Annotated in this window: 21 protein-coding genes; 10 read left to right on the plus strand and 11 right to left on the minus strand. The window is 53.3% G+C overall.

Annotated elements, in window-relative coordinates:
• Positions 1 to 13 precede the first annotated feature (13 nt).
• The 9 genes from bamA to rpsB all read right to left on the minus strand — a co-directional run bounded on the left by bamA (position 14) and on the right by rpsB (position 9780).
• Complete coding sequence (gene bamA, locus ACT6RZ_RS05040) at positions 14 to 2335, minus strand: outer membrane protein assembly factor BamA (RefSeq protein WP_444701092.1); 2322 nt, start codon at positions 2333 to 2335, stop codon at positions 14 to 16.
• Between the two features lie 11 nt (positions 2336 to 2346).
• Positions 2347 to 3723, minus strand: coding sequence for an RIP metalloprotease RseP (rseP, locus tag ACT6RZ_RS05045; protein ID WP_444701093.1), 1377 nt, complete (start codon positions 3721 to 3723; stop codon positions 2347 to 2349).
• Positions 3720 to 4925, minus strand: a complete 1206-nt coding sequence (gene ispC, locus ACT6RZ_RS05050) for a 1-deoxy-D-xylulose-5-phosphate reductoisomerase (protein ID WP_444701094.1) — start codon at positions 4923 to 4925, stop codon at positions 3720 to 3722. The genes rseP and ispC overlap by 4 nt, the downstream gene beginning before the upstream one ends.
• 9 nt (positions 4926 to 4934) lie before the next feature.
• The gene (locus tag ACT6RZ_RS05055) at positions 4935 to 5762 is read right to left on the minus strand and encodes a phosphatidate cytidylyltransferase (protein WP_444701095.1); all 828 of its coding nucleotides are present in this window, start codon (positions 5760 to 5762) and stop codon (positions 4935 to 4937) included.
• 3 nt (positions 5763 to 5765) lie between these two features.
• Positions 5766 to 6530: a polyprenyl diphosphate synthase gene (gene uppS / locus ACT6RZ_RS05060; protein ID WP_444701096.1), complete on the minus strand. Its 765-nt coding sequence runs from the start codon at positions 6528 to 6530 to the stop codon at positions 5766 to 5768.
• Positions 6531 to 6557: 27 nt separating this feature from the next.
• The gene (gene frr / locus ACT6RZ_RS05065) at positions 6558 to 7115 is read right to left on the minus strand and encodes a ribosome recycling factor (RefSeq protein WP_444701097.1); all 558 of its coding nucleotides are present in this window, start codon (positions 7113 to 7115) and stop codon (positions 6558 to 6560) included.
• 44 nt (positions 7116 to 7159) lie between these two features.
• The gene (gene pyrH, locus ACT6RZ_RS05070; protein WP_444701098.1) at positions 7160 to 7876 is read right to left on the minus strand and encodes a UMP kinase; all 717 of its coding nucleotides are present in this window, start codon (positions 7874 to 7876) and stop codon (positions 7160 to 7162) included.
• A 132-nt stretch (positions 7877 to 8008) separates the two neighbouring features.
• Entirely contained in the window at positions 8009 to 8884 is an 876-nt protein-coding gene (tsf, locus tag ACT6RZ_RS05075) for a translation elongation factor Ts (RefSeq protein ID WP_444701099.1), read from the minus strand.
• A 140-nt stretch (positions 8885 to 9024) separates the two neighbouring features.
• Positions 9025 to 9780: a 30S ribosomal protein S2 gene (gene rpsB / locus ACT6RZ_RS05080; protein ID WP_379056279.1), complete on the minus strand. Its 756-nt coding sequence runs from the start codon at positions 9778 to 9780 to the stop codon at positions 9025 to 9027.
• Between the two features lie 387 nt (positions 9781 to 10167).
• Here rpsB and dhaL point away from each other — a divergent pair, with 387 nt between their 5' ends.
• Positions 10168 to 10815, plus strand: a complete 648-nt coding sequence (gene dhaL / locus ACT6RZ_RS05085; protein WP_444701327.1) for a dihydroxyacetone kinase subunit DhaL — start codon at positions 10168 to 10170, stop codon at positions 10813 to 10815.
• Positions 10816 to 10871: 56 nt separating this feature from the next.
• Positions 10872 to 11870, plus strand: coding sequence for a dihydroxyacetone kinase subunit DhaK (gene dhaK / locus ACT6RZ_RS05090; RefSeq protein WP_444701100.1), 999 nt, complete (start codon positions 10872 to 10874; stop codon positions 11868 to 11870).
• Positions 11871 to 11880: 10 nt separating this feature from the next.
• Here the strand turns inward: dhaK and glnE are convergent, their stop codons facing one another.
• Complete coding sequence (gene glnE, locus ACT6RZ_RS05095) at positions 11881 to 14604, minus strand: bifunctional [glutamate--ammonia ligase]-adenylyl-L-tyrosine phosphorylase/[glutamate--ammonia-ligase] adenylyltransferase (RefSeq protein WP_444701101.1); 2724 nt, start codon at positions 14602 to 14604, stop codon at positions 11881 to 11883.
• 134 nt (positions 14605 to 14738) lie between these two features.
• On the opposite strand from glnE, the gene acs reads away from it, so the two are divergent.
• The 4 genes from acs to ACT6RZ_RS05115 all read left to right on the plus strand — a co-directional run bounded on the left by acs (position 14739) and on the right by ACT6RZ_RS05115 (position 19461).
• Positions 14739 to 16715, plus strand: coding sequence for an acetate--CoA ligase (gene acs, locus ACT6RZ_RS05100; protein ID WP_444701102.1), 1977 nt, complete (start codon positions 14739 to 14741; stop codon positions 16713 to 16715).
• Between the two features lie 219 nt (positions 16716 to 16934).
• The gene (locus ACT6RZ_RS05105; protein WP_444701103.1) at positions 16935 to 18509 is read left to right on the plus strand and encodes a peptide chain release factor 3; all 1575 of its coding nucleotides are present in this window, start codon (positions 16935 to 16937) and stop codon (positions 18507 to 18509) included.
• A 27-nt stretch (positions 18510 to 18536) separates the two neighbouring features.
• On the plus strand, positions 18537 to 19001 hold the full coding sequence (locus ACT6RZ_RS05110; RefSeq protein WP_444701104.1) for an ASCH domain-containing protein: 465 nt from the start codon (positions 18537 to 18539) through the stop codon (positions 18999 to 19001).
• 79 nt (positions 19002 to 19080) lie between these two features.
• Positions 19081 to 19461 (plus strand): YchJ family protein, encoded by a 381-nt coding sequence (locus tag ACT6RZ_RS05115; protein WP_444701105.1) that lies wholly within the window; start codon positions 19081 to 19083, stop codon positions 19459 to 19461.
• A 71-nt stretch (positions 19462 to 19532) separates the two neighbouring features.
• Here the strand turns inward: ACT6RZ_RS05115 and prfB are convergent.
• Positions 19533 to 20637 (minus strand): peptide chain release factor 2 gene (prfB, locus tag ACT6RZ_RS05120; RefSeq protein WP_444701328.1). Its coding sequence is split into 2 segments (ribosomal slippage): positions 19533 to 20555 and positions 20557 to 20637, totalling 1104 coding nucleotides; the frame shifts between segments, so codons are not numbered across the junction.
• A gap of 169 nt (positions 20638 to 20806) precedes the next feature.
• On the opposite strand from prfB, the gene ACT6RZ_RS05125 reads away from it, so the two are divergent.
• The 4 genes from ACT6RZ_RS05125 (at position 20807) to pstC (ending at position 24646) form a co-directional block, all read left to right on the plus strand.
• The gene (locus ACT6RZ_RS05125) at positions 20807 to 21463 is read left to right on the plus strand and encodes a DUF47 domain-containing protein (protein ID WP_444701106.1); all 657 of its coding nucleotides are present in this window, start codon (positions 20807 to 20809) and stop codon (positions 21461 to 21463) included.
• A 9-nt stretch (positions 21464 to 21472) separates the two neighbouring features.
• Entirely contained in the window at positions 21473 to 22474 is a 1002-nt protein-coding gene (locus ACT6RZ_RS05130) for an anion permease (RefSeq protein ID WP_444701107.1), read from the plus strand.
• Positions 22475 to 22615: 141 nt separating this feature from the next.
• Entirely contained in the window at positions 22616 to 23611 is a 996-nt protein-coding gene (locus ACT6RZ_RS05135; protein WP_444701108.1) for a PstS family phosphate ABC transporter substrate-binding protein, read from the plus strand.
• A gap of 108 nt (positions 23612 to 23719) precedes the next feature.
• Positions 23720 to 24646, plus strand: coding sequence for a phosphate ABC transporter permease subunit PstC (gene pstC / locus ACT6RZ_RS05140; protein ID WP_444701329.1), 927 nt, complete (start codon positions 23720 to 23722; stop codon positions 24644 to 24646).
• Positions 24647 to 24703 lie beyond the last annotated feature (57 nt).

Below are 24703 nucleotides of genomic sequence, written 5' to 3' on the forward strand. Positions count from 1 at the left end.
AGCCAGTCTGCCATTAAAACTGCTGACCAAACTGAAATTGTAAGGTTTGCGTATCGTCGTTCTCTTTTTCTTTCAGCGGCTTGGCCAGCACCAGCTTCAACGGGCCAAATGGTGAGACCCAGGTCACACCGACGCCGGTTGAGAATCTCAGATAATCAGAGTTGATGGAATCGTTTTCGCCAAACACACCACCGCCATCGATAAACGCGCTTAACCTGAATTGATTAGACTGCGACACAAAAGGCACAGGCATGAATAATTCGATGTTACCCACCAGGCGTTTTGTACCACCGATGGCAAAGTCAGAGCCCGACACCGGGTTAACATCACGCGGACCCAGTGAAGAGTTCAGGAAACCACGCACACTGTTCACACCACCGGCATAGAAGTTCTTGAAGAACGGATAGTTTTTGCCACCATAGCTCTTGGCATAACCCGCTTCACCATTCAGCATCAGGGTGAAATCTTTACCCATGTCTTTGAACCAGCTGTGCTGGTAACTCATTTTATAGTATTGCAAGTCCAGGCCTGGCAGTGAGACATCGCCTGACAAGCGTTGCAGCACACCACGCCGCGGGAACAGGATATTATCCCTGGAGTCGAAGGTCCAGCCTGCGTTCAATACGATAGAGTTACTGCTACAACCGCTGCTATTCTCGCAGAATCTCAGGTACTGGATAGGACTGTCAGCAGACAGGTCTACGCTGGTCATATCCAGCGTGACACCAGCACTGAGGAAATCCATTTCCGACATAGGCATGCCGAAACGCATACCGACACCGTAAGACTGGCTATTGTAAGTACCGACGTTCAGGGTAGAAGAGTTTCTTCTGCTGGTATCCACATCGCGCCTATAGACATCGAAGCCACGGCTGATGCCATCCGGCGTGAAATAAGGGTCGGTGTATGACAATGAATACACCGTGTTGTAGCTGCTGGTGTTCACCTGCAGGGCCACCCGGTTACCAGTACCAAGGAAGTTAGGCTGGTTGACGTTAAAGCCCAGTACCACACCATCACTACTAGACAGACCGGCACCGAACTGCACGCTGCCGGTGGCTTTTTCGGCCACTGTCACCGTCATATCCACCTGGTCATTGATGCCTGGGACAGATGGCGTCTCCAGTTCTACACTGTCAAAGAAGTTCAGACGCTGGATACGCTCTTTGGAACGCTTGATCTTGTCGCCGGCATACCAGGCGGATTCCAGCTGGCGCATCTCGCGGCGTACCACTGCGTCACGCGTCCTGGTGTTGCCTTGTACATTGATACGACGCACATAGACTTTACGGCCCGGGTCGACAAAGAAAGTAAATGCGACCGTATGCTCAAGTTTGTTGATCTCTGGCACCGCGTTGACGTTGGCAAAGGCATAGCCTTCTTCACCCAGCTTGTCATTGATGTTCTTGCTGGCATCGGTGACTTTTTGACGGTTGAACACATCACCGTCCTGAATATTGATCAGCTTCCTCAAGTCTTCTTCTGGCAGCAACATGTCGCCAGCCAGCTTGGTCTTGCTGATATTGTATTTTTCGCCTTCAGTGATATTGACGTTGATATACACGTCACGCTTGTCCGGCGAGATCGATACCTGGGTGGAATCGATAGAGAACTCCAGGTAACCCTGGTTCATGTAAAACGAACGCAGCGCTTCAAGGTCAGCGGTCAGTTTCTGCTTGGAATACTGGTCATCCTTATTCCACCAGCTCATCCAGTTAGGCGTGGTCAACAAAAAGTTGGCGCGCAGATCTTCAGTGGTGAACAGGTGATTACCGACGATATTGATATCGCGGATCTTGGCCGCCGGGCCTTCGGTGATCTCAAAACGGATGGAGACGCGGTTGCGTTCCAGCGGGCTGGAAACGGCTTTCACTTCGGCGCTGTATTTACCTTGTGACAGATACTGGCGTTTGATCTCCTGTTCGGCGCGGTCAAGTTGCGCCTTGTCGAAGATCTGGCCTTCGGCGATGCCGATCTGTTTGAGGCCTTCTTTCATCTTGTCAGTAGGGAAAGATTTGTTACCGCTAAAGTCTATCTGCGAAATGGATGGACGTTCCTGTACCGTGACCACCAGTACATCACCCTCATTTTCAATACGTACATCCTTGAAAAAACCGGTGGAATACAGGGATTTGATCGCTTGTGCGGCCTTTTCGTCGCTCATCACATCACCTACCTGCATAGGCAGGTAATTGAACACCGTACCGGCTTCGGTACGCTGCAAGCCTTCGACGCGAATGTCAGAGATGACAAACGGCTCTGTCGCGTAGGCTTTCAGATGGATGATTGCTGTTAACAGGCACAACAATAACTTGGAACTAGACTTTATTCTCATTAACTATGCTCTCAACCTACCAGGTAGCGATTAATGTCATTAAAAAACGCAATAAACATCAATACACCCAATAACCCCAAACCAAGGCGCTGACCAATCTCCAGCACCCTGTCAGGCAAAGGTTCTCCTCGAATCAATTCCGCCATATGATACAACAAATGCCCGCCATCCAATACTGGTATTGGTAGCAGATTCATGACTGCGATGCTGATACTCAGCAGCGCGATAAAGCCTATATACGGTTTAAGGCCCAAACCGGCGGTCTCACCAGCCGCATCTGCAATACTGACAGGGCCACTGATGGCTTTTAAAGACGCCTGGCCGGTCAGCATCTTGCCTATCATCTTCAATGTGAAAACAATGGTTTCCTGCACTCTGTGCACTGCGCGTAGCGCGGCTTCGGCCACCGAGTACTGCCGCTCTACGCGGTAGGGCGTCAGGTCGACTGCATCCATATTCACGCCGGCACCCAGACGGCCTATCTTTTGCCCGGCTTCTACCACCGTTTCCGGCAGCAATTTCACCTGCAGGGTCTCGCTGCCACGCTGATATTCCACTTTGAGCGGCTGTGACGGGTTGGCCCTGACCCATTTCACGAATTGTTGCCAGTCTTCTACCGGCTTATTATTCACCCTGAGTATATGGTCGCCCACCTGCAAGCCACTTTTTTCTGCCACCGAGCCTGGCAGTATCTCGCCGACCACAGCCGGGATCACCGGCATCAGCATGGAAATACCCACTTTTTGCAGCACATCGCCTTCAGGCTCGCCTGGCAACTTTGACATCGGCAGTACATGCGTATGTGACTCGCCCTGTGGCGTGCGCGTCACTACCGTCAGCGACTTATGTGCCACCCAGGCTTCAAGCAACTGCCATTGGGCATCTTGCCAGGTGCCTATGGGCTTGCCATCCAGACTCACCACCAGGTCACCAGAGCGCAACTTGGCCTGGGCCGCCAGCGAGCCCGACTCTACCGGCCCGATATAGGGTTTCAGGCCGACCTCGCCCTGCGCGATCAGGCCCCAGTAACAGACAAATGCCAGCAATAGATTAGCCAGTGGTCCGGCAAACACTATCCACATTTTGGCAGCGACTTTTTGCCGGTCAAAAGCGCGGGACCAGTCGTTGGCCACACCCTGTTGTTCGGCTGTCTCTGACGCTTCAGTCTCGCGACTATCCAGCATTTTCACGTAGCCACCCAGCGGGATCCAGGATAACACCCACAGGGTGGACTGCGGCGTGTGCTGGTACTGCAAGATCGGTTTGCCAAAACCGATGGAGAACTTGAGCACCCTGACGCCACAGCTGCGCGCAGCGAGGTAATGGCCGAACTCGTGTATGGTGACCAGCACACCGATAGCGACGATAAATGCCAGAGCAGCCATCATAGCGCCAGCGCCTTATCAGCCGCGCCGGAGAGATTGCGCATGGCAAGCTGCACACAGGCGCGCGCCCTGGCATCAATCGCCAACAACTGATCGATAGAAGTCACTTGTTCTACCGGCAGCGTTTGCAGTGTTTGATCTAACAGGTGCGGGATATCCAGGTAATGGATCTCGTCGCGCAGAAAAGCAGCCACCGCCACCTCATTGGCGGCGTTGAGCACGGCAGGTGCGGTGCCGCCTGCCGCCAGCGCATCATAGGCGAGTTGCAGACAGGGGAAACGGTCAGTATCAGGCGCTTCGAATTCAAGTTTGGCGATCTCGACCAGGCTTAACGGTTTCACGCCCGAGGCGATGCGTTCGGGGTATCCCAGGCCATAAGCGATAGGCGTACGCATATCCGGGTTGCCCAGTTGCGCCAGTATGCTGCCATCAACATACGAGACCATGGAGTGGATCACGCTTTGTGGATGCACCACCACTTCTATCTGCTGCGGTCTGGCATTGAATAGCCAATGTGCTTCTATCACTTCCAACCCTTTGTTCATCAGGGTAGAAGAATCGACTGTGATCTTTGCTCCCATCACCCAGTTGGGGTGTTGCAGCGCCAGGGCGGGCGTGACTTTCGCCAGTTGCGTCTTGCTATAACAGCGAAATGGGCCGCCAGAGGCAGTCAGTATGATCTGGTTGACACCGACCTCGGCCAGGTCAGCATACGCCTGGCGCGGCATGGCCTGGAAGATGGCATTATGTTCGCTGTCTATAGGCAGCAATGTCGCCTGCCCCTGCTTGACGGCATCCATAAACAGCTGGCCAGCCATCACCAGCGTTTCTTTATTGGCGAGCAATATCTTCTTGCCGGCTTTAGCCGCGGCCAGTGCAGGTAACAGTCCGGCAGCACCGACGATGGCCGCCATCACGGCATGCACGCTCTCATGCGCCGAGACTTCGATCAGGCCTTCAACCCCAGCCAGCACTGTTATCTTGCAGCCTTCTGCCTGCAATCGCTGACGCAACGCTTGCGCAGCCTCTGCATCCTGCATCACGGCATATTGTGGCTGGTAACGCACGCATTGCTGCAACATGGCTTCCACATTGCGGTGTGCGGTCAGGGCGAACACGGCATAACGGTCCGCATGCTGTGAGATCACATCCAGCGTCTGCTGACCTATGGTACCAGTACTACCCAATATGGTGACGTATTGCAAAGTGGCCTTTTAAAATGAATAAGACTGTTGCCAGTAATGAAACCAGAACACCAGGCACAAACCGACCGGCAGGGCCGGGATCACGCCATCGACACGGTCCAGCAATCCACCATGCCCGGGCAGAAACTGCCCGCTATCCTTCAGATTGGCGCGACGCTTGAAAAACGATTCGAACAGATCGCCATAAATGCCGACGATGGTGATCAGCCACAAGCCTGGCAATATCCACCAGGTGGCTACCGCAGCGCTGGCTTTCAAAGTCACAGCATACACCGCTACGGCCAGCAAAGCACCCAGTACGCCTTCCCAGGTTTTACCCGGGCTGATGGCTGGCGCCAGCTTGTGCCGCCCGAACTGCTTGCCGAAAAAGTAGGCGGCACTGTCTGCCAGCCAGATGGTGGAAATGATCACCAGCAACACATAAGGGTTGACTTCCTGTGCGGTCACCAGCGCCATCCACAATGACAGCATCAAACACCAGCCCAGCAACAGATTCACCGCCTGCTGCTTGAAAAAGGTGTTAAAGAACATCGCCACCGGCACCACGACCAGCCAGAATAAAGTCATGCCCATAAACACATGCAGCGCATGATAAAAGAACCAGTGAAAGCCCCACTGCTGCAACAACACCAGCAGGCCCACGCCGGTGACTGTAGACAAGGCCAGGTAAACACGCGCCTGCAGCGGGCTTAACTGCAAAAATCCGGCCCACTCATGCAGACACACCAGTGTCAGCACCAGCATGCCCGCCGCCCACCACAGCATGGGTAAAAAAAACAACGCCGGGAGAAATAGCCCCAGCAACACAAGTGCCGTAATGACTCTGGTTTTCAACATAGGTTAAGAGGTGCTGCTATCGCTGCTGAATTGTTCACTGGTACGCCCGAAGCGGCGCTCGCGCTGACGATAGGAAAGCAATGCCTGCTCGAAAGCCGTATCGTCAAAATCCGGCCACAGGGTAGGTGTGAAGTAGAGTTCGGTATAGGCGAGCTGCCATAACAGGAAATTACTGATGCGTGTCTCACCACCGGTGCGGATAAACAGGTCAGGCTCGGGCGCATACGGCATGGAAAGATAAGGTGCCAGGTCAGACTCACTGATTTCGCTGACCTGACCAGGATTGGCTTGCAACAGCGCATTGACCGCATTGACTACATCCCAGCGGCCGCCATAGTTCACGGCGATAGACAGGGTCAGCCCGGTGTTGGCTGCCGTTTTCTGTTCGGCTTCCAGCATCTTTTGCTGTAACACCTCGTTGAACAGGCTGCGGTCACCTATGAGCTTGAGGATGATATTGGCTTCGTGCAGCTTGCTGACTTCGCGCTCCAGCGCTTCCAGAAACAAGCCCATCAGAAAAGTCACTTCGTCAGAAGGACGGCGCCAGTTCTCACTGCTGAAAGCAAACAGGGTAAGAAACTTGATATCAAGACGGACGCAGGCTTTCACCAATTGCCTGACAGACTCCAGGCCACGCTGGTGACCGGCAACACGCGGCAAAAATCGTTTTTTTGCCCAACGTCCGTTACCATCCATGATGACTGCCACATGTTGAGGCAGCTCAGCGGTGTCAGGGACTTGCTTGGTAGAACTGGAAAAGAAACCCAAAATATATACGCCCGGCCAGATAGCAGCTTACACTGCCATCAGATCCGTTTCTTTTTGCTGTAACAGTTTATCGACTTCAGCCACTGCTTTATCGGTCATTTTCTGCACTTCGTCCTGCGCTCTATGTTCATCATCTTCTGAGATAGCTTTGTCTTTGACCAGCTTTTTCAAGGCATCGTTGGCATCGCGGCGTACATTGCGGATAGCGACTTTGGCGCCCTCGCCTTCGGTGCGCACGATCTTGGTCAGATCCTTGCGGCGCTCCTCAGTTAGCATAGGCATGGGCACGCGGATCAGATCGCCATTGGTGGCGGGGTTCAGGCCAAGGTCGCTGTCGCGTATGGCTTTTTCCACCTTGCCTATCATGTTCTTCTCGTAAGGCTGCACGTTGATGGTACGCGCATCGCCCAGGTTGACGTTGGCGACCTGGTTGACTGCCACATAGGAGCCATAGTATTCCACCATCACATGGTCTAACAGGCCGGCGTGCGCACGCCCGGTACGCACTTTCGCCAGGTCAGTCCTTAACGATTCCAGTGACTTTTGCATCTTCTGCTCAGCAGATTTTTTAATTTCTTCAACCATGGTCGCTCTCCAATCTCGCTCTACTTGCACATGCACCAGCAGCCTTAAGCTCCAACGCGTGTGCCTTCATTCTTACCTAGGATCACGCTTTTCAGGGCGCCTTCCTTGAAAATACTGAATACCGCAATCGGCATCTTCTGGTCCCTGCACAAGGTGAATGCCGTGGCATCCATGACTTTCAGGTTTTTATTGATCGCCTCATCATAAGACACATTGTCATAACGTGTCGCGCTAGGATCTTTTTTCGGGTCAGCCGTGTAAATACCATCCACCTTGGTGGCTTTTAATACGATCTCGGCATCGATCTCGACACCACGCAAGGCGGCAGCCGTATCTGTAGTGAAGAAAGGGTTGCCGGTGCCGGCGCCAAAAATCACCACTTTACCCTCTTCCAGGTAGCGGATAGCCTTGCCGCGGATATACGGCTCAGCCACGGCTTCAATGTTCAGAGCACTTTGTACTCGTGCAGCCACGCCGGCATGTTTCATGGCATCCTGCAAGGCCATGGCATTCATGACTGTCGCCAGCATGCCCATGTAATCAGCGGTAGCGCGGTCCATGCCTTCGGCTGCGGGTGCGATGCCACGGAAAATATTGCCGCCACCGATCACGATACCGACTTGCACGCCCATGTCGACGATTTCTTTGACTTGCTGGACAATCGCATTCACCGTCTCGCGATTGATGCCGTAAGCATCGTCGCCCATCAGCGCTTCACCGGATAACTTGAGGAGAACACGCTTAAAAACTGGTTGTGCCATTGCTATTTTTCCCAAACTCAAAATGTGCCTATTTAATCACAAAACACGGTTTCTTGGGCCGTAAACCTGGCCTTTAAGCATAAAAAAAGTGGAATCCGCAGATTCCACTTTTTAGATATTGCTTGATGGCAATTAAACTTTTGCCGCAGCAGCTACTTCAGCAGCGTAATCTACCACTACTTTTTCAATGCCTTCACCAACGACATACATGGTAAATGAAGCAACACTTGCATTGTTATTTTTCAACAACTGCTCAATCGACACTTTGTCATCTTTTACAAAAGTCTGGCTCAGCAGAGTGACTTCTTTCAAGAATTTTTGCACAGTACCGTCAGCAATTTTTTCCAGCATTGCGTCTGGCTTGCCTGCTTCTTTAGCTTTTTCAATGGCAACACGACGTTCAGCTTCAATCAAAGCCGCATCCACGCCGCTGGCATCCAGTGATTTTGGTTTGGCAGCAGCGATGTGCATAGCCAGGTCTTTGCCCAATGTCTCGTCGCCACCAACCAGGTCCACCAGAACGCCGATCTTGCTACCGTGTACATAGCTGTACAACTGGCCTTTGGCTTCAGTACGTACAAAACGGCGTGGCGTGATGTTTTCGCCGATTTTACCAACCAGTTGGGCACGCACCGCTTCAGCAGTTTCACCACGCAAAGGCACTGAACCCACCGCTTCAATATCAGCCGGGTTATTTTCGTTAACCACTTGCGCCAGGTCAGCGACGAATTTCAGGAATTCTTCGTTTTTCGCACAGAAGTCAGTTTCAGAGTTCACTTCGATCAGCGTACCCAGTTTGCCATCGGCAGCGATACTGATACCAACTGTACCTTCAGCAGCCACACGGCCAGCAGCCTTGCTTGCCTTGTTACCAAAACGCACACGCAGAATCTCTTCTGCACGTGTCATATCGCCTTCAGCTTCAGTCAATGCTTTTTTACAGTCCATCATAGGGGCGTCGGTGCGCTCACGTAACTCTTTCACCATGCCTGCGGTAATTTCAGCCATTTACTACTCCTTTTGTTAGGATTCCTGCTTGAGGATTTACTTAATATTCTTTATCAACAATACACCGACTGTGTGTCAGCCATATTGCACGCGATGCAATAGAAAAAGGGGCGCATAGCCCCTTTTTTAGCTGCGAGTGATTACTCGGCAACAGCCTCTGTAGGCGCTGCTGCTGGCGCTGTTTCTTCTTGCGCTGCTTTTACGATCTCTGAAATCGCGTTAGCACGGCCTTCAAGCACTGCATCAGCCATACCACGTGCGTACAAACGGATCGCGCGGGATGAGTCATCGTTACCTGGGATCACATAAGTGATGCCATCTGGCGAGTTGTTAGTATCAACGATACCGATCACTGGGATACCCAGTTTGCGTGCTTCAGTGATCGCACCGCTTTCGTGACCGACGTCGATGACGAAGATCGCATCTGGCAAGCCACCCATCTCTTTAATACCACCGATGGAACGCTCGAGCTTCTCGATCTCGCGCTTGATGCCCAACGCTTCTTTTTTACCGAATTTCTCAATGCTGCCGTCTTGCAACATGTTTTCGAAATCGGTTAAACGCTTGATAGATTGTTTAACAGTTTTGAAGTTAGTCAACATACCACCCAACCAGCGGTGATTCACGTATGCGCAGCTGGCACGTTGTGCTTCTTCTTTAACGATATCGCGGGCTTGACGCTTGGTGCCCACGAACAGGATACGGCCTTTGTTTGCTGCCAGGTTACGCACGTATTTTTGTGCATCTTCAAACAGTGGCAGGGTTTTTTCAAGGTTTACGATATGGATCTTGTTACGATCACCAAAAATGAACTCGGCCATTTTTGGGTTCCAGTAACGGGTTTGGTGGCCGAAGTGAACACCGGCCTCCAGCATTTGACGCATAGTAACTGACATAATAAGTCTTTCTATTTCAAAGGGTTATTCATACACATGCATTCAATAACACCCTTGCGGGCACCCTATGTGAACACATGCCAAGTTAATTGACCAAAAAGTCAATCCGCGATTATATGGCATAAAACGCTTGTTTTCAAGCACTTACCAACATAATTCATACGGAATGGGTGTCCCCGTCAGGACTCGAACCTGAAACTAGCCCTTAGGAGGGGCTGGTGATATCCTGTTTCACCACGAGGACAGCGACGGCATTTTAAACGCTAGCGGGCAAAACGCCTAGCGCGGCAGACGAAAAAACCGGCTTTTGCGGCATGATGGCGCATGCGATATTGTTTAGCCGCCAGCCGCCTGCGTGGCAATTTGGAGGATGACAGCACATTTATGATGAACAGCGACACGATCAATCACATGGCCGCAGCCATACGCACGGCCATCCTGGCGCATGAAGCCGATATTGAAAGCCTGGACCGGGAGATCGGTGACGGTGACCACTATATCAATATGAAGCGCGGCTGTGAGGCGATCAGCAATATCGCAGCCGAGCTGGCACCTTTAGCAGCTGCGGATGCGCTGAATAAGATAGGCATGAAATTACTCAGCACCATAGGCGGCGCATCCGGCCCTTTGTTTGCCAGTTTTTTTATCAGCATGGGCAAAACGCTTAAAACGGTAGCGACACCGGCCAGCAATGATATCGCCCTGGCTTTTGCGGCGGGTGTAGAAGCCATCATGCAACGCGGCAAGGCGCAGGCCGGTGAAAAAACCATGCTCGATGTACTGATCCCGGTCGCCTTTGCATTTACCCAGCTGGCGGAACAAGGCAAGTCAGCTGCGGAGATCGCAACCGCCCTGAAACAGGTGGCCAGCGAGGGCCTGGAATCGACGCGCAACCTGCTTGCCACCAAGGGTCGGGCGGCCGGCCTGGGCGAGCGCGCCATCGGCCATCTGGATGCAGGCGCCAAAAGCTGCCAGGTGATGATACATGCCGTATGCGACCAGGTATTGGCGCGACCAGATCCTGGCGCCATCTAACTAAACGACGATCAGTCTGCGACGCCAATATCGAGCAAACGCACGGGAGAACCCTAGTGAAAAAATTTCTGAACAATGTAGACCATATGCTGAGCGAAAGCCTGAGCGGCTTTGCCAGCGCCCATGCCGACCTGGTAACAGTTGCATTTGAGCCCACCTTTGTCACGCGCAAGCAGCAAGCACAAAACAAGGTGGCCATCATCTCTGGTGGCGGCTCTGGCCATGAACCGCTGCATGCTGGCTACGTGGGCAAAGGCATGCTGGATGCGGCCTGCCCTGGCCAGGTGTTCACCTCGCCTACGCCAGACCAGATGCTGGCCGCGGCAGAGGCGGTGCATGCCGGCAAAGGCGTGCTGTTTATTGTGAAAAACTATGCCGGCGATGTGATGAATTTTGAGATGGCGGCCGAGATGCTGCCATTTGAACATGCAACGGTCTACACCTCGGATGACTGTGCGGTGGTCAACAGCACTTACACCACCGGCCGCCGTGGCGTTGCCGGCACCGTGATCGTGGAAAAATGTGTAGGCAGCCTGGCAGAAACTGGCGCAGACCTGGCGGCTTGTAAGGCACTGGCCGAAAAGATCAATCTGCGCACTTCCAGCATAGGCGTGGCGCTGAGCAGTTGCACCGTACCCGCTGCTGGTCGGCCTACCTTTGATATTTCCGAAACCGAGATTGAAATGGGCGTAGGCATACACGGTGAACCTGGCCGCCGCCGCGAGGCCATGCGTGCAGCGGATGCTATCGTCAGCGATATGGTGGCTGCCATTTTGCACGATATTGCAGCCAAGCAGTTGCCGGCAGACGGTGAGATCCTGTTACTGGTGAATGGCCTGGGCGCCACGCCACTGATGGAGTTGTACCTGATCTACCAGCAGGCGGCCAGCCTGCTCACCGCAAAAGGCTATAGCATCGCACGCAGCCTGGTCGGCAACTACATCACCGCCATCGATATGGCAGGTGCCTCTATCAGCGTGTGCCTGTTTGATGCAGAGATCAAACAGCACTGGGATAGCGCTGTGCATACTGCTGGCTTGCGCTGGGGCATATAAAACCTGGCACTTACGCCTTAAGCCCGAAGACTGCTTGCCACAACTGGATCACGGGTTGCTGCAGCGGTTCTGCCAGGGCTTTATCCACTTTAGCAGGCTCACCCTGCAATTTACTGGCATGTATCCATGCGCGGTATTGGCGATACGACTGTTGCACCTGCTCTGCCAGGCTGGCAGCTATCAGCCCGTTTTCTGCCAGCACCCCCAGTAATGCGATATTGCCGATATTGTCGGTCAGCACCGGGTAGGCGGCTGCATGCAACAACACCAAATATTGCACCATGAACTCCACATCTATGATGCCGCCCGCCTCATGTTTTAAATCAAACTTGGCCGCATCAAAACGATGCGCGGCGCGCATCTTCTGGCGCATCTCTATGATCTGTGGCTGAATATCCGTCTGCTGGCGCGCTGTTTTTAACACCGCCAGGCGGATACGCTCAAACTGTTTGCCCACTGCCGGCTCGCCCGCCACAAAGCGTGCCCGTGTGATCGCCTGATGCTCCCACACCCAGGCCTTGTTTTCCTGATAATCATTGAACGCAGTCACGCTGCTCACCAGCAGGCCGCTATTACCATCCGGCCGCAGTTGCAGATCGGTCTCGTAGAGCAGGCCTGCGTTAGTGATGGTGTTGAACCAGGTATTCAGCCGCTGTGCGTACCTGGCATATACCTCCTGCGCATTGTCGGCGTCATCGTCATACAAAAAGATGATATCCAGATCAGACAGGTAGCCCAGCTCCTTACCGCCCAGCTTGCCATAGCCGATCACGGCAAACTGCGGCGTGTCTCTGTGCTTGAAACTGATGTTCTGCCACACCGTGTGCAGGCTGACCTGCAAGACCACTTCGGCCAGCGCGCTCAGGTCATCGGAAATAGCTTCCAGCGGCAAGGCTGTCATCAGATCCTGGGCGGCGATCTTCAGCACATTGGCATGCTTGAAGTGGCGCATGGCATCCATTTGCGCCTCCACATCGCCAGCCAGGTGCGCCATATGCTGCGTCAACTCGGCTTTCAACTGCGCGGAGTCCAGACGCTTGAACAGGGTCTGCTTATTGAGCAGCTCGTCCAGCAACACCGGGTGTGCAGCCACATATTGCGCGATCCACGGACTGGCAGCACACAGTTTCACTATCAGCGACAAGGCATCTGGAAACTCGGCCAGCAAAGCCAGGTAACTGGCACGCCGGCAGATACTTTCCAGCAGATCCAGTGTGCGTATCAGCGCGGTATCCGGCAGCGTGCTTTGCTGTTGCACTGCTTCACGCAACAACAGGGGCATCAGCTGGTCGAGGCGGCGCCTGCTTTGTTCAGGCAACTGCTGTATCTTCTGGCTGGTGCGGGTATTTTTCAGCATCTGCACCAGATCGGCAGGCCGCGTGTAACCTTGTGCCTGCAGCCATTGTTCAGCCTCGCCGGTCGCGATGGTGCCTTGCCAGATGGCGGTTTCCTGCTGCAGGTCATTGTTCTGCTGGTCTTTAAAGGTATCGTCAAAAAAACGCTGCACGCGGTCGCGATGCACGTTCAATTCGGCAATAAAGCTTTGCCAGTCTGCATGCCCAAGCATGCGCAACAGATATTGCCGGTAAGTATCTGAGTCCGGCAGGTCCTGGGTTTGCTGGTCATCGATATACATCAGCCTGTGCTCAAGGTTGCGCAGGTAAATATAACTTTCCTGCAGTGCTGCCACGTCTTCTTGCGGCAACATGCCGCGCTCGGCCAGGCGCGTCAGCACCGCCAGGGTGGGTTTGATCTGCAGATCGGGCAGTTGCCCGCCACGGATCAGCTGGAACACCTGGGCGATGAACTCGACCTCGCGGATACCACCGCGGCCCAGCTTGATATTGTCGGATAAACGGCGCTGCACCACATCACGCTGTATCTGTGTTTTCAGGTCGCGCATGGAAGCATAGGCGTTAAAGTCGAGGTATTTGCGGAACACGAATGGCCGGATCAGCCTGGTCAGCGCTTCTGCCGGCCCATACACCACGCGGCCTTTGATCCAGGCATAGCGCTCCCACTCACGGCCATAGTTCTGGTAATAATCCTCCAGCGCATCCAGATTGCAGACCAACGCCCCTTCAGAGCCGAACGGGCGCAAACGCATATCCATGCGGAACACAAAGCCATCCGCGGTGACATCATCCAGTGCCGTAATCAGCTTTTTGCCCAGCCGGGTGAAGAAATCCTGGTTACTGATCACCTTTTCGCCATCGGTCTCGCCTTCCTGCTCATAGGCAAAGATCAGGTCTATATCTGAAGATACATTCAGTTCACGCCCGCCCAGTTTACCCATGCCGACCACGATCAACTGCTGCGCCTGGCCTTGCGCATCGCGTGGCGAGCCGTAAGTCTTGCTCAGCTCGGCATGATAAAAATCCGCCGCCGCCGTGATCGCCGCTTCAGCCAGCGCACTGGTGATCTCTACCACCTCGGCAAAGTCTGCCAGGCCATTCAGGTCGCGCAATATCATGTGTGCCATCAGGCGCTGGCGGGTCTGCCGTATATGTTGCAAAAAAACAGTTTCTGCTAAATATTTTTCGCCGGAAAATAAAGCATACACATCGTCAGTCTTATAGGTCTTATATAAGTTATCTAACAAATCAGTCAGAGTATCTGTATTTTTTGTAACGAATCTGGCAAAAAACGGGCTGCACGCCGCCGCATGTTGCAAATAGGCCGCCTCTGTAGACGGAACCTGCTTTTCTGTTAGAATTTGGTCAAGCTGTTGCATGGGATATCGCTCTTATGTGGTGTCTTGTGTGCTCGGAGAGTTTGTCAATCAGAACCAGAATAATAATACCTGAGGTTCACCAAACCTGCCTTTTTGGCGCTTTCATTTTTTGACATTGATTTTTGGGGGACGCTATGTCTATCGAATCTGTACTTCATGAACACCGCGTATTTGCACCGGGCACAGCTTTTTCAAGCCAGGCCGCAGTCGGCAGCATGGAGGAATATCAACGTTTGTGCAAAGAAGTGGCACAGGATTACGAAGGATTCTGGGCCAATCTGGCACGCGAACTATTGATCTGGCACAAACCATTCACTAAAACCCTGAACGAAACCCAGGCCCCGTTCTACAAGTGGTTTGAAGATGGCGAATTAAACGTTTCTGCCAACTGTCTGGACAAGCACCTGCACACCATCCCCAACAAGACCGCCATCATCTTTGAAGCAGATAATGGCGAAGTTAAAAACATCAGTTACAAAGCGCTTTACCACCAGGTGTGCCAGTTTGCCAATGGCCTGAAATCCTTAAACCTGGCCAAGGGTGACCGCGTCATTATTTACCTGCCCATGGGCATAGAAGCGATAGTCGCCATGCAGGCCTGTGCCCGTCTGGGCATCATACACTCGGTGGTGTTTGGCGGTTTTTCTGCCAAGAGCCTGAATGAACGCATCATTGACGCCGGTGCGGTGGCCGTGATCACCTCTGACGGCCAGTTTCGCGGTGGCAAGACCTTGCCGCTGAAACAGGCAGTCGATGAAGGCATAGCCATGGGTGGCTGTGACAGCATACGCAATATCGTGGTGTTCAAGAAAACCGGCCAGGAAGTGGCCTGGGGCAGCAACTGTATCTGGTGGCATGACCTGATCGCCGGCCAGGCAGATGAATGTGCCCCGGTGATGGTCAACGCCGAACATCCTTTGTTCCTGCTGTATACCTCTGGTTCTACCGGCAAACCCAAAGGTGTGCAACACAGCTCTGCAGGCTATCTGCTGCATGCCATGAATACCATGCGCTGGACCTTTGATATCAAGCCTGATGATGTTTACTGGTGTACCGCCGATGTGGGCTGGATCACCGGCCATAGTTATGTGACTTATGGCCCGCTGGCGATGGGCGCGACCCAGATCGTGTTTGAAGGCATCCCGACTTTCCCTAACGCCGGCCGTTTCTGGGAAATGATACAGCGCCACAAAGTCAGCGTGTTTTACACTGCGCCCACTGCGATCCGCTCCCTGATCAAAGCCGGTGAATCTGATCCGGCGACGCATCCCAAACAGTATGATTTATCCAGCCTGCGCTTGCTGGGCACGGTGGGTGAGCCTATCAACCCGGAAGCCTGGATGTGGTACTACGAGCAGGTGGGTGGCAGCCGCTGCCCTATCGTGGATACCTTCTGGCAAACCGAGACCGGCGGCCATGTGATCACGCCTTTACCGGGTGCGACCAAACTGGTGCCTGGCTCCTGCACCCTGCCCTTCCCCGGCATTGATATCGATGTGGTGGATGAGACCGGCAAGGATATCCCCTGGGGTACCGGCGGCCTGCTGGTGATCAAAAAGCCATGGCCTTCCATGATACGTACCATTTATAACGACCCGGAACGCTTTATCGCCAGTTACTACCCGGCAGAACTGGGCGGCAATATTTACCTGGCGGGTGATGGTGCCGTGCGTGACGCGACCACCGGCAACTTCACCATCATGGGCCGTATCGATGATGTGCTGAATGTTTCCGGCCACCGCCTGGGCACCATGGAGATCGAATCGGCACTGGTTGCCAATCCTCTGGTGGCAGAGTCGGCAGTAGTGGGTAAACCGCACGCTATCAAAGGCGAATCGGTGGTGGCATACGTGGTGCTCAAGGGCAAACGCCCGGAAGGCGAAGATGCCAAACGCATCGTCGCCGAACTGCGTGAATGGGTAGGCAAGGAGATAGGCCCGATCGCCAAGCCGGACGAGATCCGTTTTGGTGACAATCTGCCCAAGACACGCTCTGGCAAGATCATGCGCCGCTTGCTGCGCAGCCTGGCCAAAGGCGAAGAGATCACGTCTGATATATCCACTCTGGATAACCCGGCCATCCTGGAACAGCTGAAACAGCCTGTGAATTAATCACAGTTTGAATCCACTGAAAAAACACGAGGTTAAACCCAGTTGGAAGGCCTGATCATTCTATGTGTATTTGTCGCCATCGCGATCTTTCTGATGCGAAAATAAGGTCATCGCCAGCGCATCAGGCATCACCTGGCTGATAGTCCGCTCCGGCGCTCAATAGGTTAAACAAGTTGGATAGGTTAAAATAGCGGCTTTTAAACGAGCCGCTATTTTTTCATGTCCAGTTTGCAGCAAGAAGTCCAACGCCGTCGCACCTTTGCCATCATTTCTCACCCGGATGCGGGTAAAACCACCCTGACAGAAAAACTGCTGTGGTTCGGTGGCGCGATCCAGGTCGCCGGGGAAGTGCGTGGCCGCAAGGCTGCCCGTCACGCGACTTCTGACTGGATGGAGCTGGAAAAGCAACGCGGTATTTCCGTGACTTCCTCCGTGATGCAGTTCCCCTACCGCGAGCATATGGTCAACCTGCTGGATACGCCAGGCCATGATGACTTCTCTGAAGATACCTATAGGACCCTGACAGCGGTCGACTCGGCCGTGATGGTCATTGACTCGGTCAACGGTGTTGAAGCGCAAACCATCAAGCTGCTCAATGTCTGCCGTATGCGCGACACGCCCATCATCACTTTTATCAACAAGCTGGACCGTGAGAGCCGCGCGCCTATCGAATTGCTGGACGAGATAGAAACCACGCTGGGCATGGAATGCGCGCCCATGACCTGGCCGATCGGCATGGGTAAGACTTTCCGTGGCGTGTATAACCTGGTCACGGACAGCATACTGTTTTTCGACCCGCGTGCAGAAAAAGGCACTTCAGAAACCATACAGGGCATAGATAACCCGCGCCTGGACGAACTGATAGGCTACCAGGCACAAGAGCTGCGGGTAGACATAGAACTGGTACGCGGCGCCTCTAACGAATTCAACCAGGAACGTTATTTGAATGGCAAGCAGACGCCGGTATTCTTCGGCTCGGCGGTGAATAACTTCGGCGTGCAATCCCTGCTCGATGCAGTGGTCGACTTGTCGCCACCGCCACAGGCACGCAATACCGCTACCCGCTCTGTCGCTGCCAATGAAGAAAAATTCGCCGGCTTCGTGTTCAAGATCCAGGCCAATATGGACCCCAAGCACAGGGACCGTATCGCCTTCCTGCGCGTCTGTTCCGGCCGCTTTGAGCGCGGCATGAAGATCAAGCAGGTGGCTTCCGGCAAAATGCTCAACGTCAACAACGCCATCACCTTTATGGCGCAAGACCGCACTATTATGGATGAAGCCTATTCCGGCGACATCATCGGCATCCCCAACCACGGCACCATCAAACTGGGCGATACCTTCACTGAAAACGAGGCGCTTAAATTCACCGGCATCCCCTCGTTTGCGCCAGAGTTTTTCCGCCGCGCACGTATCAAGAACCCGATGAAAATGAAGCAGTTGCAGATAGGCCTCAAGCAATTATCCGAAGAAGGTGCGGCGCAGCTGTTCCGTCCGCTGCTTTCCAACGACCTGATCCTGGGTGCGGTCGGCATGCTGCAGTTTGACGTGGTGGCGCACCGCCTGGAACATGAATACGGCGTCGATATGATATTTGAACCCTACGACTGCTATACCGCGCGCTGGCTGAAAGGCTCAGATGCCGACCTGAAAGCGATCGCCGATAAATACGGTTTTAACGTCGGCCTGGATAGTGCCGATGATTACGTTTACCTGGCACCCAATCGCGTCAACCTGCAAATGGCACAAGAGCGCTACCCGGATATCCAGTTTATGGAAACCCGCGAGATCGCCTAAGCAGGCGATCAGGGCAGCAGACAGACCATGTCCACTTTAGCGCCGTCCGGCGTCCTCAAAGCCCTGTCTCTCAAGCAGCCGTTCGCCTGGCTGATCGCCAACGGCTACTTGCTGGTAGATGACCGCAGCTGGGGCACGCAATACCGTGGCCCTATCCTGATCCACGCCAGCAAAGGCCTGTATGAAGCCTATTACCAGCACATCAGGTCCAATACCGACGTGCCCATCCCGGACCGGGATAAACTGGAATACGGCGGCGTGGTCGGCATCGCCGACCTGGTGTTGTGCAGCAAGCCTGGCCAGCTACCTGCCGGCATCAGCCGCGAACAACGCGCGCATTTCGGCGGCGTGCACCAGGAGTATTATGGTTTTTTATTTGCACAGGCAAGGCCATTGCCGCTGATGCCATGTGCCGGCAAACTCGGCATATTCGAGATAGACACAGACAAGCTGCTGGCCGCGCCGCCTGCAGCGCAAAAGGCCTTATTCTGATGCCAACATGGTTTGCGTCACAACGTGGTTTGCGGCACAAAGTGTCGTGTAGATTAAATTTTAGAGACTGGTTGCTGCAATGAAAAATGCCTGCCCCTGCTACAGCGGCAAACCCTATACCGATTGCTGCCAGCCTTTACATGGCGGGCAGCCTGCGCCAGATGCCGAACGGTTGATGCGCTCGCGCTACAGTGCTTATGCACTCAAACTGCCAGCGTATATCCTGCAGACCTGGCATGCCGATACCCGCCCGAAAAACCTGACCCTGGAAAACCTGGGCGGCATCAAATGGTTAAAACTGCAGGTGTTGTCACATGAGCAAACTGCTGAAAATACCGCTTTCGTCAGGTTTATCGCTACTTTCCAGAGCGGCAAACTCAAAAAAGAACAACTGAGCGAATATAGCCGTTTCAGCCTTGAGCAGGGGCGCTGGCTGTATGTGGATGGCCAGCCCGACTGACTGAGCGAGCGGTCAGACAATAAAAAAAGCAGCGTTTACGCTGCTTTTTTTATTGCGCGAGTCTGGCTGGTTTACAGCCCCTGTTTCAGGCTTTCCATAATAAACGGGTCCAGGTCACCATCGAGCACGCCCTGGGTATTGCCTATCTCGACACTGGTACGCAGGTCTTTGATACGGCCCTGGTCCAGCACATAACTGCGGATCTGGTGGCCCCAGCCGATGTCGGTCTTGGCATCTTCCAGCGCCTGCTTCTCTTCGTTACGCTTGCTCAACTCCAGGTTATACAAGGCGCCTTTCAGCATGTTCATCGCTTCTTCGCGGTTGCGGTGCTGTGACCTGTCGTTCTGGCATTGCACGACGACGTTGGTCGGCAAGTGGGTGATACGCACGGCTGAATCGGTTTTGTTGATGTGCTGGCCACCGGCACCACTGGCGCGGTAGGTATCTATACGCAGGTCGGCCGGGTTGATATCGATCTCGATCGAATCATCGACTTCAGGGAATATCTGCACGCTGGCAAAACTGGTATGCCGCTTGGAGTTGGCGTCAAACGGCGATTTGCGTACCAAACGATGCACACCGCTTTCGGTACGCAGGGTGCCAAAAGCATAATCACCACTGACCTTGATCGATGCACCCTTGATGCCGGCGATATCGCCTTCGGACTCTTCCAGCACTTCGACTTTAAAGCCTTTACGCTCTACGTAGCGCAAATACATGCGCAGCAACATGCCTGCCCAATCCTGCGCCTCGGTGCCGCCACTGCCGGACTGGAATTCGATAAAGCAGTTATTGGCGTCCATGGGTTGCGAGAACATACGCTTGAACTCCATGGCCGCGATGATCTCTTCTATCTTTTGCGTATCTGCTTCTACACTTAACAGGGTATCGTCATCATTCTCTTCGCGCGCCATATCGAAGAGTTCGCGGCTATCTGAAAGTGACTGCTGCACATCGTCCAGCGTCATGACCACGGTTTCCAGCATGCGTTTTTCCTTGCCCAGGTTTTGCGCCTTCTCTGCGTTATCCCAGACTTTGGGGTCTTCGAGCAGACCATTGACCTCGGCTAAACGTTGCTCTTTGTTTTCGTAGTCAAAGATACCCCCGAAGGGCCTGGTGACGTTGCGTCAAGTCGCTGAGTGCGTTGGCGATACTATTAAGGTGTTCGGCTTCCATTTTTTCAGTGGTCAGTGAGTAAAAACCAGCATTATACCGCAGCCGGGCGCGTGATTCAGGGCCATCTACAGGCATCAATTTCATAAAGAATTCATATTTTTGTCACATACCGTGTCACAAAATAGTAAAATCACGGTCACAAAACCTTGTAACCGTCCGGGAGTCCTCAATGGCGCATGCCACCTTTGGCCGCATTATGGCTGCAATCAGCCCTAGAAACGATAACTACTTTGTGCTGTTTAACCGTTTGGCCGACTGTGCTGTGCGTGGTTCAAAAGTACTGGCATTGATGGCCGCGGAGGTAGATCAGGCTGGTTTTCACACCCATTTTTCTGAAATCCGCAAAATCGAATCAGAAGCCGACGAGTACACCAAAGAGATACTGCTCTCACTGCACAAGACCTTTATTACCCCGTTTGACCGCCGCGAGATCCGCGAGCTGGCCATGGCGCTGGACGATATCATTGATTATATGGAAGCGATCCCGCAAAGTGCCGAGATCTACGGCCATACCAAGTTCACCCCGGAAATGGTCGCGCTGGCACAGATACTGTTGCGCGCCGCAGAAAAAGTACGTGATGCGGTGCATATGCTGTCAGACATGAAAAATGCCGAACGCATCTTGCGCACCTGTGAAGAGATCAGCACCATTGAAGGCGAAGCCGACCATATCATGCGCTCAGGCATGCACAGGCTGTTTGCCGAAGACCATGATGCGCGCACCCTGATACGTTCCAAGCAATTGTATGATCTGTTCGAAGAGGCCGTGGATAGCTGTGAAGATGTCGCGGATGTGATTCACGGCGTAGTGTTGGAACGAATCTAAGGAACCATCATGGATCACGTGATAATCGTCATGGCGGTGCTAGTGTTCGTCGCCCTGATCTTTGATTTTATGAATGGCTTTCATGACGCCGCCAATTCAATCGCTTTAATGGTCTCCACCCGCTTGCTGACACCGCAGGCCGCAGTGATCTGGGCCGCTTTTTTCAACTTTGTCGCTTTTCTGTTTTTTGGCCTGCATGTGGCAGACACGGTAGGTAAAGGCATCATAGACCCGAATATCGTCAACAACACCATCATCTTTGGTGCGCTGTTTGGCGCGATCGCCTGGAACGTCATCACCTGGTGGTTCGGTATCCCCTCATCGTCTTCACACGCGCTGATCGGTGGCCTGATAGGTGCCGGCATGGCGCACTCGGGCACCAAAGGCGTGATCATAGGCAGCAAGCTGATCAGCACAGGTGTCGCCATCATCCTGTCGCCGCTGTTCGGCATGTTGCTGGCACTGCTGTTATCCATCGCCATCATGTGGCTGTTCCAGCGCTCTTCGCCCTATAAAATCGAAAGCCGCTTCAACAAGATGCAATTCATTTCATCTTCATTGTTCAGCCTGGGCCACGGCGCCAATGACGCGCAAAAAACCATGGGTATCATCACGGTATTGCTGTTTGCCAATGGCTACCTGCAAGGCGACTTTCATGTACCGTTCTGGGTGGTGATCGCCTGCCAGCTGGCGATGGGCCTGGGCACGCTGTTTGGTGGCTGGCGCATAGTACGCACTATGGGTATGGGCATCACCAAGATACGCCCTACCGGCGGCTTTGCCGCACAAACCTCAGGCTCTATCGCATTGTTCCTGGCCACCAGCCTGGGCATCCCGGTTTCTACTACCCATACCATCACTGGTGCGATCGTCGGCGTCGGACTATCCCGCCGTATGACAGCCGTGCGCTGGGGGCTGGCGTCGCGCATAGTATGGGCCTGGGTGCTCACTATCCCCTGCGCAGCCATCATGGCGGCGATCGCTTACCATATAGGCGAAAGTGTGCTGTAAGAAAATTGTCATAAAAAAGAGGCGCCCAGTGCGCCTTTCTTTTTATATGGCGCGCCTTTTTTATCTTTTGTCACATTTCTGTCATATAAAGTTTCTAAGATTCACGCATTGCAAGACAACACCACACACAGGAGTGTATAAATGAATACCCAGCTGTTCCGCACTACTTTTCTCGCGACACTGATAGTACAAGCATTCAGTTTCTCACACACAGCCGCTGCTGCGGACAAGATCATCAAAATCGATGGTTCCAGCACTGTGTACCCGATCACCGAAGCCGTGGCTGAAGAGTTTCAGCGCACCAAAGGCATTAAAGTCACGGTGGGCGAATCAGGCACCGGCGGTGGTTTCAAAAAATTCTGCCGTGGCGAGACCGACATTTCTGATGCTTCACGCCCTATCACCCAAAAAGAGATAGACCTGTGTAAAGAAGGTGGCGTGCAGTTTATCGAGTTACCAGTGGCTTACGATGCGCTGACAGTTGTGGTCAATAGCAAGAATGACTGGGTAAAACAACTTTCTGTGGCAGAGCTGAAAAAAATCTGGGAGCCTAACTCTTCAGTCAAGAACTGGAAGCAAGTGAACGCGACTTTCCCGGACAAAGCCATGAACCTGTACGGTCCAGGCACTTCCTCAGGTACATTTGATTACTTTACTGAGGCAGTCAACGGCAAATCCAAAGCCAGCCGTAAAGATTACACACCTTCAGAAGATGACAACGTCCTGGTACAAGGTGTTGCAGGTAACGTAGGCGGTCTGGCTTACTTCGGCCTGGCTTACTACCTGGAAAACACTGACAAGCTGAGAGCGGTACCTATCGCTGCCAAAGAAGGTGGCAAACCGGTATTGCCTTCTGAAGCCACAGTGATGGACGGTACTTACCAGCCATTGGCACGCCCGCTGTTCATTTACGTGAACGCGACTTCAGCGGCATTCAAACCAGAAGTGAAAGCGTTTATCAACTTCTACCTGGAAAATGCACCTGAACTGGTTAAAGAAGTGAAGTATGTCCCTTTGCCTAAAGAAGATTACGATGCAGTAAAAACGCATTTCAAAGCCATGAAACCAGGCACTGGATTTAACGGTACTTCAGAAGTCGGCATCAAGATCACTGACCTGTTATCCCGTATCAAGTAATGATGAAAGGGGCTGATCAAGCCCCTTTTTTCGTGACTATTCGGCCTGTAGCGCGGATTATCCGCTAAAATTCTTACCCCGACAGATCATCATATGGCGACTCAAGCAATGCAAGCACCCGTGGAACTGCCCATCAGCCCCAGACTGGCTAAAAACATCCGTAGAAACGTCAAAGAGCGTGTTATTGAACTGATACTGATGATGGCGGCACTGGTGGCCGTAGCGACCACCTTTGCCATCGTGGGCGTATTGCTTTACGAGTCACTGAGTTTCTTTAAAACCGTGTCTGTGGTGGAGTTTTTCACCGACACCGAATGGACACCGCTGTTTGAAGATGCGCACTACGGCATCATGCCTCTGGTTTCCGGCACCTTGACCACCTCGGCGATCGCCCTGGCAGTGGCAGTGCCTATAGGCACTGTGTCAGCGATCTTCCTGTCTGAATTTGCTTCACACAAAACTCGCGAGATCGTCAAACCTATCCTGGAACTGCTGGTGGGTGTGCCTACCGTAGTGTTTGGCTATTTCGCCCTGTTTTTTGTCACCCCGTTACTGCAATCCATCTATCCTGATCTGCCTAGTTTCAACATGCTGGGCGCAGGTATCGTGATGGGTATCATGATCATTCCTTACATTGCTTCTTTGTCTGAAGATGCCATGCGCGCAGTGCCTATGAGTATGCGTGAAGGCTCTTATGCCATGGGTGCCACCCGCTTTCAGACCGCCGTCAAGGTGGTGACACCGGCGGCGATCTCCGGCATTGTAGCCGCGTATATTCTGGCGATTTCACGTGCAGTCGGTGAAACCATGGTGGTAGCGATCGCAGCTGGCCAGCAACCTAATTTAACCTTCAACCCGCTCGAAAGCGCCGCCACCATCACGGCGTATATCGTGCAGGTGGCAATGGGCGATCTGCCGCATGGCAGCATAGGCTATCAAAGTATTTTTGCCGCAGGCCTGGTGCTGATGGCCATGACTTTGTCCTTCAATATTATAGGCCACTGGGTACGCAAGCGTTACCGCGAGAATTACTGATTGATTCACGCAAGCTTTGACGCAAAACTGACATATAACAACGATACACTGCCGCTA

Source organism: Methylophilus sp. (assembly GCF_052437885.1).
Classification (GTDB): domain Bacteria; phylum Pseudomonadota; class Gammaproteobacteria; order Burkholderiales; family Methylophilaceae; genus Methylophilus.

Coding starts and splice junctions, on each gene's coding strand:
- pyrH (WP_444701098.1), bottom strand. CDS start 7,876: ATGGCACAACCAGTTTTTAAGCGTGTTCTCCTCAAGTTATCCGGTGAA.
- dhaL (WP_444701327.1), top strand. CDS start 10,168: ATGAACAGCGACACGATCAATCACATGGCCGCAGCCATACGCACGGCC.
- rpsB (WP_379056279.1), bottom strand. CDS start 9,780: ATGTCAGTTACTATGCGTCAAATGCTGGAGGCCGGTGTTCACTTCGGC.
- bamA (WP_444701092.1), bottom strand. CDS start 2,335: ATGAGAATAAAGTCTAGTTCCAAGTTATTGTTGTGCCTGTTAACAGCA.
- ACT6RZ_RS05115 (WP_444701105.1), top strand. CDS start 19,081: ATGAAAAATGCCTGCCCCTGCTACAGCGGCAAACCCTATACCGATTGC.
- frr (WP_444701097.1), bottom strand. CDS start 7,115: ATGGTTGAAGAAATTAAAAAATCTGCTGAGCAGAAGATGCAAAAGTCA.
- pstC (WP_444701329.1), top strand. CDS start 23,720: ATGCAAGCACCCGTGGAACTGCCCATCAGCCCCAGACTGGCTAAAAAC.
- rseP (WP_444701093.1), bottom strand. CDS start 3,723: ATGATGGCTGCTCTGGCATTTATCGTCGCTATCGGTGTGCTGGTCACC.
- glnE (WP_444701101.1), bottom strand. CDS start 14,604: ATGCAACAGCTTGACCAAATTCTAACAGAAAAGCAGGTTCCGTCTACA.
- ACT6RZ_RS05055 (WP_444701095.1), bottom strand. CDS start 5,762: ATGTTGAAAACCAGAGTCATTACGGCACTTGTGTTGCTGGGGCTATTT.
- tsf (WP_444701099.1), bottom strand. CDS start 8,884: ATGGCTGAAATTACCGCAGGCATGGTGAAAGAGTTACGTGAGCGCACC.
- acs (WP_444701102.1), top strand. CDS start 14,739: ATGTCTATCGAATCTGTACTTCATGAACACCGCGTATTTGCACCGGGC.
- ACT6RZ_RS05135 (WP_444701108.1), top strand. CDS start 22,616: ATGAATACCCAGCTGTTCCGCACTACTTTTCTCGCGACACTGATAGTA.
- ACT6RZ_RS05105 (WP_444701103.1), top strand. CDS start 16,935: ATGTCCAGTTTGCAGCAAGAAGTCCAACGCCGTCGCACCTTTGCCATC.
- ACT6RZ_RS05110 (WP_444701104.1), top strand. CDS start 18,537: ATGTCCACTTTAGCGCCGTCCGGCGTCCTCAAAGCCCTGTCTCTCAAG.
- ACT6RZ_RS05125 (WP_444701106.1), top strand. CDS start 20,807: ATGGCGCATGCCACCTTTGGCCGCATTATGGCTGCAATCAGCCCTAGA.
- ACT6RZ_RS05130 (WP_444701107.1), top strand. CDS start 21,473: ATGGATCACGTGATAATCGTCATGGCGGTGCTAGTGTTCGTCGCCCTG.